Source organism: Pelorhabdus rhamnosifermentans, assembly GCF_018835585.1.
GTDB lineage: Bacteria > Bacillota > Negativicutes > UMGS1260 > UMGS1260 > Pelorhabdus > Pelorhabdus rhamnosifermentans.
Genome location: NZ_JAHGVE010000048.1, coordinates 1 through 18188 on the forward strand (window position 1 = coordinate 1; position 18188 = coordinate 18188).

The 18188-nt window shown below is 41.6% G+C and carries 6 protein-coding genes; all 6 read right to left on the reverse strand.

What is annotated here, in order from left to right; genetic code table 11:
• Positions 1 to 458 precede the first annotated feature (458 nt).
• The 6 genes from Ga0466249_RS25125 to Ga0466249_RS25150 all read right to left on the reverse strand — a co-directional run bounded on the left by Ga0466249_RS25125 (position 459) and on the right by Ga0466249_RS25150 (position 18014).
• The gene (locus Ga0466249_RS25125) at positions 459 to 983 is read right to left on the reverse strand and encodes an RDD family protein (protein ID WP_215832244.1); all 525 of its coding nucleotides are present in this window, start codon (positions 981 to 983) and stop codon (positions 459 to 461) included.
• 96 nt (positions 984 to 1079) lie between these two features.
• Positions 1080 to 1523: an OmpH/Skp family outer membrane protein gene (locus Ga0466249_RS25130; RefSeq protein WP_215832245.1), complete on the reverse strand. Its 444-nt coding sequence runs from the start codon at positions 1521 to 1523 to the stop codon at positions 1080 to 1082.
• 91 nt (positions 1524 to 1614) lie between these two features.
• Complete coding sequence (locus Ga0466249_RS25135; protein ID WP_215832246.1) at positions 1615 to 2043, reverse strand: contact-dependent growth inhibition system immunity protein; 429 nt, start codon at positions 2041 to 2043, stop codon at positions 1615 to 1617.
• Positions 2043 to 15158, reverse strand: coding sequence for a hemagglutinin repeat-containing protein (locus Ga0466249_RS25140; protein WP_215832247.1), 13116 nt, complete (start codon positions 15156 to 15158; stop codon positions 2043 to 2045). Before Ga0466249_RS25140 ends, Ga0466249_RS25135 begins: the two co-directional genes overlap by 1 nt.
• Before the next feature lie 55 nt (positions 15159 to 15213).
• Positions 15214 to 16812: a ShlB/FhaC/HecB family hemolysin secretion/activation protein gene (locus tag Ga0466249_RS25145; protein WP_215832248.1), complete on the reverse strand. Its 1599-nt coding sequence runs from the start codon at positions 16810 to 16812 to the stop codon at positions 15214 to 15216.
• 557 nt (positions 16813 to 17369) lie between these two features.
• Positions 17370 to 18014 (reverse strand): hypothetical protein, encoded by a 645-nt coding sequence (locus Ga0466249_RS25150; RefSeq protein WP_215832249.1) that lies wholly within the window; start codon positions 18012 to 18014, stop codon positions 17370 to 17372.
• Between the last annotated feature and the right edge of the window lie 174 nt (positions 18015 to 18188).

An 18188-nucleotide genomic window follows, 5' to 3' on the forward strand; every position in this document is an offset into this window, starting at 1 on the left:
TTAACCCCCAATTGCTTAAAATTAAGAAATTCACCAAATGGTGTAGCAAGACAAGCTTATTTTGCCGCTTAAAAAAAGGGGGTTCTTCAGTGGTTTCGGACGGGGGTATTGACACTCCACTTATGCCTTTAAAACAATTCCTCTATTAATTCCTGTGAGTCTTTCAATTTACCGAATCGACAATTTATACTTTTTTTAAGTATTCTTATGTACTTATATCTAGTTACGCAATCAAACTGCTGTAAATCTATCGCATTTTTTTAAGTTACATGTCGTCTTTATTATTCTTGCCTCTTCATCCAAAATACGTCTCTTGGTCTCGTTATCAACATCTAAACATTTATCCTCAATTATATCATTGCATATTCTATAAACTTTTGTACTCTCTTTTCTTTGTTGTCGATCATCATCTCAAGTAGCACCTGCGCCCCTCGATTTACTTTACTACAGAATGGATTTCATGTTAAGGACAACAAATAATCTATAATTGAAATATAAATGATCAAGTTAAAAAGTATTCCAATAATGATAATTATCACGTATCGCCAAATTGGTAAAAAGCTATGTTCAACATTAGTTTTGCAAACTTCATCCCAATAGGTAATTCCTTTTTTTATTAAATTATTTCTAGATAACCACATAGCTATAAAAGAAAGAAAAGGAATATTTAAAAACATTCCTGTTATCCACGCCAATAAAGTACGCCTTAATGCTTGAATAAAGTTAAGACTATTTCCATTGTAATTTTTTACCGTTATATTACCAATCCACTTCCCGGGTGTTTTACCAAAAAAGAAAATAAACGTAGCTTCAACGAAAATCATAAATAATCCAATTATAAATAATCTAAAAAAAGGATGATTCCCAAGAAACGAAAGACTATTCCATAAAATGCTGCGTATTAACAAGAAAAATATTATTAAATCAAAATTACGAACCCAAAATCGTACCCAAGGTTTTAATTGATTAGTATCTTTATCCACCTATGTCCCTCCTTATAAACGATTATACTCCCTTGCTTCTCTAAGACGTGCAACAGAGGATAACGGATTATTGATTGCCGCTACCCTCTGTTTTACTTATTTACCTGTAATTTTCTTCAATACGTCATCTGTTATATCTTGTCCACCGTAAGCGATAACGCTTTTATCCACAACAACGGTTAATCCTTTGTCATCAGCTACCGCTTTGATAGAAGCATTTACTTTATCACGAATAGCGTTTATTAGTTCCTGTTGTTTTTGTTGGAGTCCCTGTTGTAACTGTTGAGATAAGGCTTTTTTATCATTATCGTTCATGTTGGCTGATTTAGCATTAAAATCATCTTGGGCTTGTTTAACGGCTGCTTTGTAAGTTTCATTCGCTTGTGCCATATCAGGATGCTGATTGATTAAGAACTGGTAGTTTACTACTCCGACTGAAGATGAATCAGCAGCATAGGTGATGTTGGGCTGAGTAATGGCTACTATGCTGAAAAATACGAAGGCTGACAGAATAATAGTTTTTAATTGTTTTATGAACATTCAATTTTCCTCTTTTCTGATTTTAGTTTGTTTTTTTGGTCAGCGAATTTTTCACGTCCATTAATTTTTATCAGGGTCTTATTCTTCTTTTCTATACATTTTCTAATTTACAAAGCATACTACTTAATATACTACTATACCTTTTCATATCATCTTCACATATCCAATCAAGCCTGATTAAATTATCCTTTATATCCACCAAAATACTGATTAAATCCCTAATAAGTTGTTCTTTGCTAAGATATTTTTCAAGAGGTATTCTATTAATCATCTCTAATATTTCTCCATCAAACATATTACCTGCCAAAGGATTTTGCCTTATAAATTCTATTGCTTTATCTAACGCTATCTCCTCAATCAATATATCTTGTCTAAGCATAGTGCAGATATCATTTACATCTAATTCCCCAATACGTTTTTTTAACAAGGAGTTAAACCAGACCTCCAAACCATATTTAGGAGTAAATTCGTCATTATAATTAATAAAAAAATCTTTAATAGACAAACTATTATCTACCATTATTTTATTCCTCCATATGTTTTAAATAGCTCTTCAATTTTATTTATGTACATATTTGTTTTGTCTAATCCTCCTTGCAACAAAGTTCTTACATCACTTGTCAAATTTGGATTATTCAAAGAGCCCTGAAGGCCTCTTTGAACTCCTAGTAATCCACTGTACGTATCTTTCATTTCCTGAAGATGATTCCAAAAACCGTTGCCATCTGGCTTAGGAACTGGATTACCTTGTAAGTCTCTTAATGTACCTGAAAAATCCATGTCAGTTAAATGCTCTTCCAAATTAGCCAGTCTGCCTAAAGTTGTTTGCTGGGTCCTAGTTAGATTTACTATTACATTCTCTGCACCCTGTACAATCTTCACACCACCACTAGAACCCATAGCCATATCCTGGGTTTCTTTAAAAATTTGCATCTGCTTTTCCACTTCAGCGGCTAATTGCTGCGCATTAGCTGGATCGTCTGGATTTTTTCCCTGTGCTTTTAAACCCGTTTTCGCAAAATATAGAGCCATTGGATCTACTGGGTTAGGCATTTCGCTTTTCGGCTCGGATGTATTCTGTCCCGTTGTAGTAGTTGTATCCGTTGTATCCCCATCACTAGTCTGCTTTTTAGGTGCAGACCATACAGGATAACTTTTTCCATAAGCATATCTGACACCAGTTCCGTCTGAGTAATAATCTTCAATTATCCCATCTTTTTTGTACAGATAATCTCCCAAACCATCTAAATCTTTACGTGGATTATTAGCTTTGTCATACAATATACCAGTATCCCTATCCCACCATCCACCGTTATTTAATACGTCATTCGTTGTTTCTGGAGCAGGTGTTTGAACAACACTATTTATAGCATCTGCAGCTTTTTCTTTTACTGAATTAGCATCGTTACTAATTGTGGTTCCCATAGTTAGCTCTTCGCCTTGGTAAACTTTATCAGCTACCTGCCAATCAAAATAGCCTGGTCTTGCCCAAGAAGATTGTAACCGCTGCATATAAGTCGGCTGATCAATATAATTGTCCAGTCCTCCATAATTAGGATCTGCCACTATAACATTATGCTCATATCCATTTTCGTCTACAACTTTAACAAGGGTTTCTGAATTTATCATTCCAGGTTTAAATCCATAATGTTTACCGTTACTTGCAACCCAAAAATATTCTCCATCCTGTTTTACAATATCGTGAGCTTCTAAATTGTTCTTTGTTCCACTTGCAGCAACAGAAGCACCGGCTTGTACATTACCACCTAATATATTTGTTGCTGTAGCTCCAACAACCGCACTGGCCCATTGATGAAGAGCCGGGTCTTTAATCTTGATTAACTGTTGTTGAATAGCTTCATTCGCTCCTGCTCCTATTGCACCTGCTGCAAATCCACTTCCACCAAGGTCAGACGTGATTCCACCTACTAAAGCGTGAAGAGCGACTTTCATATTTCCGCCTTCATCCCAGTCTTTCATGATGGAATTGTACTGAGAATCATATGTGTTAGCATTATCATAAAGCTGTGACATCTTTAAATAGTTGCCTGACATTGCAGCTTTAGCTGCTTGTTCGCGGCAATCATTCGCCATATCTTTATAATTTTTAGCTTTCTCTTGATATTTAGCAGAAATATCATGAATCTGTTCATAAGCCAACTCGCCAAACAGTTTAGCCATTTCTTGCTTTTCTTGAACTGATTTCTTATCAAATATCTTCCCTAATGTATTTACTGCATTATTAGTATCACGACTTAATCCACTGATATCTTGATTTGGATTGCTCCGTATTTCAATCGTTCCAGGAGCTATAGCCGACTTCGTTGTACTGTCTGCTTTTCCTGATACAGGTACTCCGATATTAGGAGTTATTCCTCTTTCGTTTAGCTTAGCGTCTTTAGAAGTATCGATATTGATCCCAACGCTGCTTGCGCTGTAATCCGCCTTATTCTGTATATCCGAGTGTGTCAGCGTATCCGTAGAGATTTTATTCTTATCCGGCGTAGCATCACTGGCAATGACCGCACCCTTCAGGTCCGTATTCTTGCCGACTTGGATATCGAAGCCGTCTTTGCCTGCAAAGATGCCTGCCTGTTCGGTAACGCTATTATAATTGGAATCTGTTTTGCCTTTGCCTAGGGAACCCGTTACCCCGCCTGTGTGACCGCTGCTAATGCAGATTCCGCTGTTTTGGTTCTTCGCGTTGTAGTTATCAATATCCTGCAAACTGGTAATATTGAGGTTGCCGCCGATATTGGCTACGACTTTGTCACCATTTACTTGGGAACCGGTGATACTAGCATCTTTTCCGGACGTAAACGTTACGGTGCCGCTGGCATTGATGACGCTGCCTTCGTTGGTGATAACATTTTCGTTTTCATGGCCGCTTCCTTTGCTGCTATTGGCAAAGTAACCATTGCCAATATTTCCACCTACTGAACTAGACGAGGAACTTGTGGTGCTTGTCGTCTGCTCTTTGTTTTGAGCTGCATCAATATGGATATTATTCTTGGCATCAAGCGTCACATCGGCAGCATTAATTTTTGTTCCTTTCAGGTTCACATCGCCTGCCGTGGCGGTAATATTGACATCACCGCCTGCGTTGATGTTCGAAATATTCACAGTTTCTGTGTGAGTGGTCTGCTCAGATATGATTTTCGTACTGCCGAGACTGACACTGATGGATGGCCTAATATCCATATTTCTCCTTATGTCTTTTAGGTCTTCCACTGCTTTATAGTCATAGAGGGCTTTGAGACGATCATCCTGCACCTGGCCAGAACGCCGAATATCTCCCGCTGCATTGATAGCACTGGTAACGGCTCCGCCGCCTAATGAGACGGTCAGACCGCTTTGCTTGAATTCGTATTTGTACTGACTGTCATAGGTGTTCAGGGTATTATCAAGGGTTACGTCTTTGCCGATTATATTGAGGTCCTTGCCTGCAACAAAAGTAGTACCTGCACTGTCTACTTTGTTTCCTGCTGTTATGGAGACATTGCCATTTATGGAACCTACTGTACTGCCGATTTCAGCCAAGGTTTTCTCTTGTAAGTCACTCTTCTCACTTTTGCTACCGATGGTAAATCCAAGACCGCTACCAAAGATACCGGTTGTTTTGGTATAGGAGTAGTGTTCATCCTTACCTGTCTCTTTTGCACTAGTAATATTAATATTATTTGTAGCAGTAAGATTCACATCATTGGTTCCCACCACATTACTGCCCTGTACGGTTAGGTCGCTACCAGAATGAACAGTAACTGTATCACCGGAAATGGTACTACCTTTGACTTGATTGATTAAAGAATAATCACGCGTATCCGTTGTTGTGGAGGAAAGGATTCCGCTACTGCTCACCCGATCTTCTTTGCTGCTTTCATGACGCTCTGTTGTCTCTTTGACTGTGATATCTTTATCAGCAATAACCGTTACTTTTCCCTGTTCACTGCTTATACTACTGCCTTCAATGTTAACATTACCACCACTGACATTCGGGCTTGTCTGTTGGCCACCCTGTAATTGCCCAACTGCAATAGTAACATTGCTTCCTGCTTGCAGATTACTACCAATGGTAGTTTCATCGTAATTGCTGCGAGCATGATACTGTTTTTTATCGCCCGCCTGTTGATCATCACTATGGGTGTCTTTTACAGCATTAACGACTAAGTTACCTTGCGCAGCAATGGATAAATCACTTCCGGCGCCAACCTTTGTTCCAGTAAGGGTCATATCACCATTACTCGTCAATGCAACGTTGTTTCCTCCCTGAATAGTGCTTGTCACATTTGTTGTACTGCTACGCTCATAGCGTGAATCTGTTCCAAAATCAGTAGATCGACTTTCTGCTACCACTGTGCCTACTGTTAAATTGCGCCCTGCACTAACCGTTGTATTACCAATAGCTACAATATCGCCGCCACTCACCGAAACATCGCGACCCGCTACAACTGTCAAATCACCACTGGACTGTATGCTGGCTTTTTGTCCAACTACCGTATTAGTGCCATTCCAGGAATATCCTGTATGATCTTGCTCACCTGCTGAAATTTTACTTGTAGTCGTTTCATCTTTTATATCCCCTCCGGCAAATACAAGTACCTGTTTGCCGCTAATCGTACTACTTTGATTTAAAACATTGTTTGTGGCTACAAGACTCGTTACACCATTACTGGTAATTTGGCCATCATTCCGATTGGTAATGTTATTTCCTTGAATATGGGTACTTGAATTTCCAATAATAATACCACTATTATCTATATTACCTGACATCTGCATATCAATCTTATCTGCCGCGATGATGGCACCGCTTGTAGTAAGTTTCAGCGTATTTCCCTGACATAGATAAACTTGCGGCACGAGTACTTTTTGTGTCGTACCATCTGGCAATGTTACTTGTTGCTCAACCATCCAGACTAAATCTTTGGATAAATTAGCGATTTGAGCACTCGTCAACGCAACTCCCGGCACTAAATCAAGCGTTTTCGCTGCGGCTATTCCATTATCCATCAAGGCCTTAAATTCCGTGTCTGTATTATCGTAACCAGACAAATATTGGCGGCCTGTCAATTGATTAATTTGTTCATTAACCAACTTTTGTTCGTAAAATCCATCACCAAGACGTTTCTGCACTTTTGCAGGATCCAGGTTTAATAGATTCATCATATAGTCACTGGAAATAAAGTTACTATAGCTGGTAAAACGCGGATCAGTTTCTACCATATACTTAGCTGTAGGGTCGGTATGATTTTTATACAGCCCACTTTGCGGAATAGTCAATAAGGATTGATCATTGTTTCCTGCTACAGTAAAGTCAACAGTCTGTCCACTTGCCTTTTGCGCTATCGGAGCGGGAGTGGCATTAGCTGCCGTATTCATCGGTCCAGCTGTGATGGTTGTATTCGTTCCTGTTGGTGCTTCCGCTTGTTTTGTTACTGCCGTAATAGAAGTGCCGCTGGTATTGGCTATAGCACCAATTCCGGATGTCACGGGAGCTCCATTTCCTGTCAGCGTCAAATCCCCCGGCTGTTTGACCGCCACTCCAGTAACAGATGTCCCATTTTGTGATACGGAAATACCTGCCATCACTTGCGTATGATCGGCTTCGTCGCCAATAGTTACTGCTGCAGTAGTGGATGCAGTACCATTAGCAGTTGGTCGAACCTCAACAGTAGGTAAGCTTGTTGCTGAAATCGTTGTACTGGAAGGTGCCAAGGGATTAATGGTAGCACCAATTTGCGGCGCTTCCGTCCCGTCTGGGCGTTGTTGAATATTGATAACATTGGTTCCTGTCACGAAAATATTCTTCGCAGTAAACGTAGCAGGCAAACCACCATCACTATAAGTAATGGTTTTAAGCGGTCCATCATGCGTATATCCCCAAGTCCCGCCGGCCCCATAAGGGGCATAATAACGTGCGTCAATAACCGATATTGAAGTCCGTTGCAATCTATAACCCACATTCTGAAATGTCCCAATCGAACCTGTAACAGTATCACCGACAGCGACTGCACTGTACTGGTTAAGGAATTGTTGTCCAATATTCAAATTCAAATTCCGACCGACATTGATCCGCCCGATATTTGGTTTATTTGTGATATATTCTTGAGTCACAGTAGTGGTTGTGCTTCGATGGATCTCCTGAGCATCTGACGAACGATCTGTTGACACGGAGCGTACTGTATCTGGATTCAGATAGAATTTGGGATCGTAAGCCGGATAATATTCAATGTAGTAGTCGCCGTTGGCGTTCTGGGATACAGCACTGCAATAAGCAGTGGTTCGCCCGGCTATTTTGCCTTGATATGTAATCGGTCCATAAATATATTGGGGTGTATTCCAAGCATCATTTCCCCATCCATAAATGCGCGCAACTACTTTGTACGTAGATATATCGCTATCAGAAAAAACAATTTTTTTCTGACTTTGATCATAGGAAATAACATCCGCTTTAGGGACGGTCACGCATAATTTCCACGCTGTTGTCCCAAACGGGTTGGCATATCCCCCATGGCCCCATCCATTATCATAATTTGTACCTATTCCTATTTGATCAGTATCTGGATCCGTAATCGGCCCAATCCACGAAGAAATCCAGGGCTTTTGCTCTAATACTTGTGTGGACGAAGTAGTCGTGGTCCCCACTTGAACCTGATCGGCGTTGTTAGTAACCTGCTGCGCGGCCAAGTTTAGATTGTTCCCGGCTTCGATTGTTGCCGCAGTATTGGTAACCTGCTGTGTGCGATTGACAAGCAACCCATTGCCGTCTTGCTGGCCGCTGGCGGCAATATTGATATCACCAAGACTGATGATAGTAGAACCTGATTGATTGAGTAAGGAGTTTGCGACCCACAAGTTGACTGAGTTCGTTGCCCCTATTACAGCCGCTTGTCCCTGATTACTCAAGTTATTTGCGTTGACTGAGACGGTATTGCCAATGATCGTCCCAGTGTTCGTCATATCTTGGCTAGTGGTAGTAACCTGGTTTCCTTCGATTCGTCCAGCGTTTGTAATATCACCAGTAGCAGTAATATTAGTTTTGTTTGAATTGATCTCACTACCCGCCGCGTTCTTCATATTTACAGCATAAATAGAAAGAGCACCATTCGCTTGTAAATCACTTTGATTCGTAAAATCTCCGTTTACATTTAACGTAAAATCGCCTTGGACGGACATGGTGTTATTGGCATTATTAACGCTAGCCGCAGTAATAGCCAGATTGCCCTTACTGCCAATAACACCCGCTTGGTTGTTTAGGTTGTTAGTAACACCAATCATAAGAGAAGCCGTACTACCTGTATTAATGATTTTTCCGCCTGCATTCGTAAAGTTTTGTCCATTGAGTGTGAGTCCGTTAGCTGCTTGTATTATCCCCGCGGTATTGATTGCATCATTTTGTGTGGTAATCTTCAAGCTATCTCCCACATTAATGAATCCATTATTGCTGTTATCTATGTTTGCCTGGCTCTTGAGTACTGCCTGCTTTTGTGTGGCAATAACTCCTCCTTTATTCGTAACACTACCTGCTGTATTCAGTTCTAGTTCCCCGTTAGTAGCGATTTTACCGTCCGTATTATCGAGATTGCCGGTAGCCGTAATCGTCAAACTTCCTGTACCGGCCTGCTGAATTCCTTGGCTAATACCGCTTGGGGTATTGATGATATTGTTAGCCAGTATGGTCATTGAAGATCCATTACTTGAAATCGTACCGCCATCATTTTTTAAATCACCTGTGGCTGCCAATGTAAAAGATCCTGTACCCAAATGTTGGATTTGCCCTTGACTATTGGTTACTGTATTGGCCTGAATTGACAAGGCTGATCCATTGCTGGCAATAATGCCGCCCGTATTATCTACGCTGTCTGCAGCAGTCAAGTTGGTAACATCCAAGCCCGTCTGCAAAATACTTCCGCCTTGATTACTAATACGATTTGCTTGAATGAATATTTGTTTTCCCTCTATTTGTCCAGCCGCACCGCTAGCGTCTTTATTATTCTGTACTTCACCTGTAGCACGTACGGTTACTTCACCATTCGCCCGTAGTGATGCACCTGTATGATTCATATCACCATTGGTAGCTGTAATCGCAGCCGCACCACCAACAATGGTCGTCGCACTACTTTGGTCGACAGAGGTGCCAGTTATTGTTAGATTGCCCCCGGCTAGATTTTTACCAGTAGTACCAATCGCGCCAGTAGCAGTAATACTAAGATCACCTGCAATACCAATGGTACCATCGCTATTGATTCCAGCACCAAAAGTTCCGATAGAAGCTATAGATTGAGCCGCCACTGTCGTATTTCGACCAGAAAGAATCATACCCTCATTGGTCAGTGTGCCAAAAGTAGCAACATTGGCATTACCTTGAGCATAGACTGTCCCATAATTAGTCACACTGCCTGTCGGATTGCTAGCAGTGCCAAGGTCCATATCTCCGGTAGTATTCAGAAAAGCACCAACACCATTACTGAGGGTATTGGCCTTTACTGTTAAGGTATCAGCAAGCACAGTACCTGTGTTATGAACATTCTGTCCACTGATACTCACAGCACTACCATGTAATTGACCGTTATTGACTAGGTTGCCAGTCGCTGTGATATTGAGTGTCCCATTAGCTGCCGTGGTTGCCCCTGTGTCATTGATAATGTCACTGCCACTTACGCTTGCATTTTGGACAGCCGCAATACTTCCTTGGTTGGTAATCTTTCCATTCGTATGTATGGCAAGATTACGATCGGCCTTCAATACTCCATCTGGGGCATTGGTTAAATCGCCGCTTAGTATAATCGTAAGGTCTCGCCCGGCATTGGCTTTGCCACCATTAAGACTTTGAGCGGTAAGCTGTATATCCTGATTCGTTGCCAGAATACCGCCTGCATTGTTAACGGCTGCAGCCTGCACTGTCAGGCTGTTTCCCGCTTGGATACTGCCATTCGTGTTCGTTAGATTCGCCATGCTGGCATTGGTTATATTTCTATTTAAATTCATATCTTGCTTGGCAAAAAGTGTACCCTTGGTATTATCTACTCCCTGCCCTGCTGTAATCGTTAGACTACCTTTTGCTACTACTTCGCCACCTTGATTGGCCAAGCTCTGCCCTGTTACACTTACATTGCCATTACCACCGATTAGTCCAGACTGGTTCTGAATATCTTGACTTATGCCTAGGTTTAAATTGCTATTATCTATATTTTGAATAAATCCACTCTGATTGTTCAATGATTGAGCAGTAATATTCAAACCCTTATTGGCTTGGATAAGCCCTTGCTGTGTATTCGTAAGTTCACCCTGCACTGCAATACTAACAGCGTCGTTATTACTGCTAATTGTGCCCTGACTATTCATAAGAGAAGCAGCATTCATATTAACCTGCTGTTGGGAAGATATCGTTCCCTGCGTATTATCTACATTCTGAGCCTGAATACTGACTTTCCCATTAGTAGCAAAAATTCCCCCAGCATTCTTTAAGTCACCAGTTGTTTTTAATGTTAGAGTATCTGTTCCTGCGTGATTTACAGTACCTTGGTTATTAATGATGGTGCCACCTTGTAGGGTCAAAGAAACGCCATTGGTGGCAATGGTACCATCAGTGTTATCAATGCTATTCGTAGCAATTAGGTTAGTAGCATCCGAACCGATCTGCTGGATACTACCACCCTTGTTACTAATATCCTGGGCCAAAATCGTGACATTGTCTGCTGATATTTGTCCGGATGTGCCGCTGGCGTTTTTATCGTTTTTTACTGCACCCGTAGCACGAATCATTACCGCACCTTTTGACTGTAACGATGCTCCAGTATGGTCTACATCACCGTTCGTGGCGGTAATCTTAGCTGCACCACCAACATGAGTAATAGCACCACTTTGGTCAATAGCCGTACCTGCTACAGTAAAATTTCCTCCAGCTAAATTTTTGCCTGTAGCGCTAACAGCGCCATTTGCAGTTATAGTCAAATCTCCGCTAGTGCCAACACTACCGTCGCTATTGATCCCAGCCCCAAAAGTTCCGCTAGAAGAAACTGTTTGAGCCGCTACGGTCGTATTTTTACCAGAAAGAAGCAGCCCTTCATTGACTAGGGTACCAGTTGTAGTAATATTGGCGTCACCTTGAGCGTAAATAGTCCCTTGGTTAGCCACACTACTTGTCGGGTGGGCAGCTATGCCAAAATCCATATTCCCCGTAGTATTGATCAAGGCCCCCACACCATTATGGATGGTATTGGCCTGTACTGTCAGCGTATCTGCCATCACAGTGCCAGAATTATCAACATTCTGCCCACTGACACTCACGGCACTCCCCTTGATTTGGCCGAAACTAACGAGATTACCAATCGCTGTAACATCTAGCGTTCCATTGGCTGCCGTAGTTGCACCAGCTGCATTGGTAATATCACTGCCGCTAATGCTTGCATTTTGGACAGCCGCAAACGTTCCTTGATTCGTTATTTTCCCTTTAGCATCTATGACAAGGTTACGATTCGCTTTCAATTCTCCGTCTGGGGCATTGGTTAAATCTCCGCCTAGCATAACAATCAGGTCTTGTCCGGCATTGACTTTACCACCGCTAAAATTTTGAGCGATAATATCTGCTTGTTGTACGGAAGATATCGTTCCTTGAGTGTTATCTATATTTTGAGCCTGAATATTCGCTTGTCCATTGCTGGCGAGAATTCCCCCATCATTCTTTAAGTCACCAGTTGTTTTCAATGTTAGAGTATCTGTTCCAGCATGATTTATAGTGCCTTGGTTATTGATGATGGTGCCACCTTGCAAGGTCAAAGAAACGCCATTGGTAGCAATGGTACCATCAGTGTTATCAATGCTATTCGTAGCAATTAGGTTAGTAGCATTCGAGCCGATCTGCTGGATACTACCACCCTTGTTACTAATATCCTGGGCCAAAATCGTGACATTGTCTGCTGATATTTGTCCGGATATGCCGCTGGCGTTTTTATCGTTTTTTACTGCACCCGTAGCGCTAATTATTACCGCGCCTTTTGACTGTAATGATGCTCCAGTATGGTCTACGTCGCCGTTCGTAGCAGTAATCTTAACTGTGCCACCAACATGAGTAATGGCCCCACTTTGGTCAATAGCCGTACCTGCTACAGTAAAATTTCCTCCAGCTAAATTTTTGCCTGTGGCACTAACAGCACCATTTGCAGTTATAGTCAAATCTCCGCTAGTTCCTACATGACCGTCGCTATCCATTCCTGCACCGAGAACTCCGTTTGATTTGATACTTTTCCCTGTGATGATCGTATTTTCTCCGGAAACAACTGTACCAGCATTCGTAATATTTTCTCCATTAACACTAATACCATTGCCTTGAAGGCTACCAAAGTTTGTAATATCACCAGTTGAAATAATATTGAGACCGGCCCGGCTTACTAGTTGTGCCCCAATATCATTATTGATGCTATTGGCATTAACTGTTACACTGCGGCCAGCCAAAATACTGCCTTGACTGGAAAAGTTATCTGTTGCTATGGTTACATCCCGGTTAGCCTGGAATTCCCCGCCGGCAAGATGATGGAAATTACCACTTACGGCAATGGTTATATCCTGCCCAGCAGTAGCTTTCCCTCCACCATTCATAGAATCAGCTTTGATTGCTATGTCCTTGTTCGCCGTCAGACTACCATCTGTATTGTCCACATACTGATCAGCATTGACGACGGCCCCGCCTTGAGCCATTATCGTTCCGCTTTGATTGCTCAGCGATTGTACTGTTAGGTTGACATCCCCATTACCATTGATAGTCCCTGAGGTGTTGTCCAGATTTTGACCTGCCTGTATTGTCAAACCGCTGCTGTCAAGGCTGATCATGCTCCCGTTTTGGTTGGCAATTCCTTGAGCAGTCATCGTCAGCCCTTGACCTGCTTCCACAATACCGCCTTGATTATTTACATCATTCTGGGAATCTATACTAATAACACCACTCGCTGTGATTATTCCTTTACTGTTGTCTAATAAACTTGTGGTAATCCCCAGCTTCCCTTTGGTGATAATACTGCCACTCGTATTTGTTAGATCCTTATTAGTATGAACGTTAAGTGCTCCTGTTCCGGCGTGAATGATAGACCCTTGAGTATTATTGAATGCGTCCCCCTTAATTGTAAGGTTACTCGCATTGGTAGCTATTTTACCACCTGTATTATCAAAGGTATTCATAGCACTCAGGTTGGTATCGTCTGTACCCGTTTGTATCATTTTACTACCCAGGTTACTGATAGAATCTGCGCTGATTTGAATCAATCCAGCCTGAATACTTGCGGCGTTGGCAGCTGCATCTTTGTCATTATGGACTGCGCCACTAGCCGTAATAGCTACTTTACCATTAGCCTGCAACGAAGCCCCAGTATTATCAATATCTCCTGCCGTAGCGATAAGCGTGGTGCTACCACCTGCATAGCTTTTACTGCCTACAAGATCAATGGCAGTTCCATTAGCAATGAGATTCCCTGCAGCTATATTTTGGCCACGGGCAAGAAGAGTCTCATTGGCGTTTATGCTGAGGTCGCCAGACAAGCCTAGTGTACTGTCCTGTTGTACTCCGGCACCAATCGTACCAGTAGCAATAACCTGATTAGCCGTAATATTGGTATTGTTCCCAGAAGTCAGTACTCCGTAGTTTTCCAACGTACCTTGGGTTGTAATATTCGTATTGCCTTGGGCATAAAGTGTGTTCTGATTAACAACATTATCCCCAGCTGTTATCCGAATGTTCCCAGTCGCTGTTGTATTACCGGAGAGCAAAACTTTCCCCGTATTGGTTACAGTTATATCACCCGATTGGGCTGACATCGTTCCGGTACTATTAATGCCCACTCCCTTTTCGGTTCCTACAAGGTAAATTTTCTGGGCATACATGCCACCTAGCTGTCCTACATCCAGAGAAACCTGTGGTGCACTGTTATCGCCAGTGATTTTTGGGGCACTGAGATCGCTGTAGTTTACCTGATTGGCACCTGTAACCATATTCAACTGCTTGGCCCAAATTCCAGCATTCACACTAACCGCACGACTAATTAAGTCCATCCGATCCGTCGTACTCGCATCCAAACCTTTCCCTTGGATCGCAATCTGCCCCCCTGTTACCCGGAAAGCATCCAGACTACCGCTACCGCCAAAGATCGGAATACCAGTAGTAAGTACAGCCTTATTCGTATTGATAAAGCCAAAACCATTTCCAACAATGCCATTAGGATTAGCCAGAATCAGATCCGCCCGTTGACCGGCTACTTCCATGTACCCTTTTAATTGGCTCGGCAAGGAGCCTGTCACTTCATTTAAAATAATCTGAGCGCTGCCACCCGATAAATGGGGATTACCAGGAACATAACCGGCCAATTGGGTATTGACGATACCAAAGGAATTATTAAAAATGACTCCGTCAGCACCGACCTGAATATTTTGATATAAATTATGCGAAACACCCGCTCCATTCGGCGCCGCAATTTGCACCAACGTTGTCCCGTTGGGTGCTTTGGTTACTGTTGGCTGTTTATTGGCAGCAGCTGAAGAATCGGCAGTCACCTGAGTTGCCGCCAGCACTGGCTGACAGTTCAATAAAAATATCAGCACCCAAACAGCAAAACGTTTAGTTAAACTGAGCCTCTTAGATTGCACATACACTAGCCATTCCTCCCAGCAATTTTCCTTTATCAACGAATCAATAAGAAATGATCATCTATATAGCGTAAGTATACTGAAAACCATAAGTAGGATTTTGACTGCCAAATTCGTGGGGTTCTTTCAGCGGCCAGCCTACAAACACATCAAAGTTTCCTTGCCCGATGGCCCCACGAAGCCCCACCACAGCGCCTAAAAGTTCATGACTGGTAAGTGTTGCTGCAGATGGACCACTGACCACTCCGTAATCCAAGCCACCATATATTTCTCTTCCCTTTTGATCCAAGGGAAACGCTAGTTCATTACGGCAATACCAGCCTCGTTCACCAAGCAAGGTTTGTTCACCGTCAAAGCCCCGTACAGTATAACGATTTCCAATACTGAAACAATCGGTTGCATACAAGGTGCTATTCGTATACTGTCCACGCCAGGTAAGATTGTAGCGAGCCTGTGTATCCCAGATAACGACGGGCTTTGTCAAATCGACTTCTAAAATCCACAAACCATAGCGAGTGGTTGGACTGCCATCAGGCGTAGCTGCTTGCGATTGGGCACCAAACCAAGCCATACCATGATGATAAGACAATTGATAATCCCATACATCTTGATTCACGTAGCGTCGCTGAGATAAACCAAATTCTAGCGCAGTAGTTTGTTTACGCTGTACCATAATCTCAGTATTATCGATGTAATTATGACTCCAATTTTGTAGTACCCCGAAATTCAGCTTGGTTTTGCTATTTTGAGTCCGGTCAATGACGCGTTCGGCTTTCAATTCTAAATTTCGGCTATCGCCAATATATACTAAGGTATTGGCAGCATTATAAAATGTCTGTTTATAGTTGTGATTCCAACTAGAAAACGAATATGTCCAATAACCTGCAGGGAAAGACCAATTGATGGAGTTTCCCTTTGTACTATGTATGGAATGATGCCCTTCGGCGTCTCGATTCCAGCCAATATAAAACAAGTCATTCAACCCAAAAAGATTGTCCACAGATAAGGTTGCTGAATTCTGTAATCGTCCTGTGGGCTTCTCACCCGAATCATCAATAGAATAAATGACCTTCCACGGTTTGGTACGCTTTAAATTAATGACAATATCCGTCTGATCTGGTTGTTTTCCTGGCGTGAGTTTAAAATCAGCGTCTTGGGAAGGAATTCGTTTTAGTTGTTCTAATCCTTGCTCTAAATCACGCAGATTTAAGATATCTCCCGGCTTTGTAGGAAAAGCCAGGTGCCAATCAGCCTGTTTCATTGGCGGATCAAAGCGAATGTCACCAATTGTGCCTACCACCAATACGAACCGCAGAACTCCTTGAGATAGATCTTGCTCTGGTACCATCACACGACTTGTAATGTACCCTCTATCAATTAAGGCATTATTTAATCGTTTGACAATAAGATTAATGCCTTCTTTCCCAATCATTTGGCCATTATAGTGAGCAGCTTTTTGACTAAGCCAAATAAACTGCGCTATTTCAGGCCCTTCTATTTGTACGGTTTTAACAAAAAAAGATGGCGTTTCTTTCGGCAAAGCCTCTTCGGTTTCTAGAGGAGTCTTTGCTTTCAAGAAAACGTCACGATTTTGCTGCCGCTGTTGCCGTGCTTGCTCATCTTGACGTGCTCGCTGATTTTGTTCCTCCCTATCTCCCACATTTGTGCCAGCAAATACAAGTTGGCTAGTCGATAGGAACAGCATAAGTCCCACTATTAAAATTTTTTGTATTACAATTTTATTTTTATACTGCAAGATACTGATTGTTTTTCATCTCCTTGAAAGCCTACTTCTTGTATCAAAATCTTATCTATAAAAAACCATTAATACACGAAATGGAATATACTGAAATTTACATTTATTTGATTTTTATTTAATTCGTATTTAATAATTTAATACTACTAGAAATGTTTGGAATCTCCCCCCTGAAATAGCTAAAAAACCCATAAAAGTATCAATATTCCTTCTAAAGTCCTAAGTTCCCCCAACCATCGTCCTATCTTTTGATCTACCAAAATCCCCCCAAAAAAACAAGCTTCATTTACCGGTCTTCCGGAAAATGAAGCTTATAAAAAAAAATAAAGTGAATTTTTCATTAGATTTTTGTTTAGTTGGACGTGGGACGATGGTTTTGTCCTACTTGATTTTTTCAATACACACAAAAAAGGACAGGCACAAAGCCTGTCCAGTTAAATCATATGGCAAAGTATATCCAATTAGAATTTATAAGTGAGACCGTAACCCATACCTTTAATAGTATAATCGGAAGTATTATTACTATTCCAAGGATTTTTAACTTTATTATATTTGTTCTCGCCATAGAAAACATCGAGGTCTAAATTCTTACTAATGGCATAACCCAAACCAATTTTCCAAGTGGATGTATCCTGGCCAGCAGCAACCGTAGCATAGCCAGTCAAGTTTTCACCTAATGGAGTCTGACCAGTAACACCTAGCTGCCAATTGGATTTTGTATCGCCTTCAGCGCTGAACCCATTGTCATTCCATTTTGCTTTAGCTTGGTTAATTCCAGTAAATACCGTAAAGTTATCGCTTGTTTTATACAATAAATTAAATTCTTGTGTTGTTAGTTTACCACTAAACCCAGAAACCGTTTCTGACTCCGGATTAGCTCCCTTATATTGAAAAGCTAGGTCATTACCTAACCCAACGGTCAGACCATAATCCATATAGCTTTTCACATCAGCAGTACCAAGATCACTAGCCTTAACATCAGAACTCGGTCTTACAGATACATCAACAGCTACTTTTCCTTGGGAAAAGTCATTTAAAGGACTAGCAAAACCTACTGAGGACAACATCAGTAAGGCTGCGACTCCGCTAACTACTTTTTTCATCATAAATCGCTCCTATCGCTTGGTAAGTTTCAAATACATTTCAAACACGTTTCAAATTATAGCATAATTTGACAAGAAAATCTACCACAGTTTACCAAACTTGTGTTTAACTTGTGATAATGTCACTATGTAGACTATCGTGAGAAAATGTCACTATGAACAACGAGGTGCATTTTC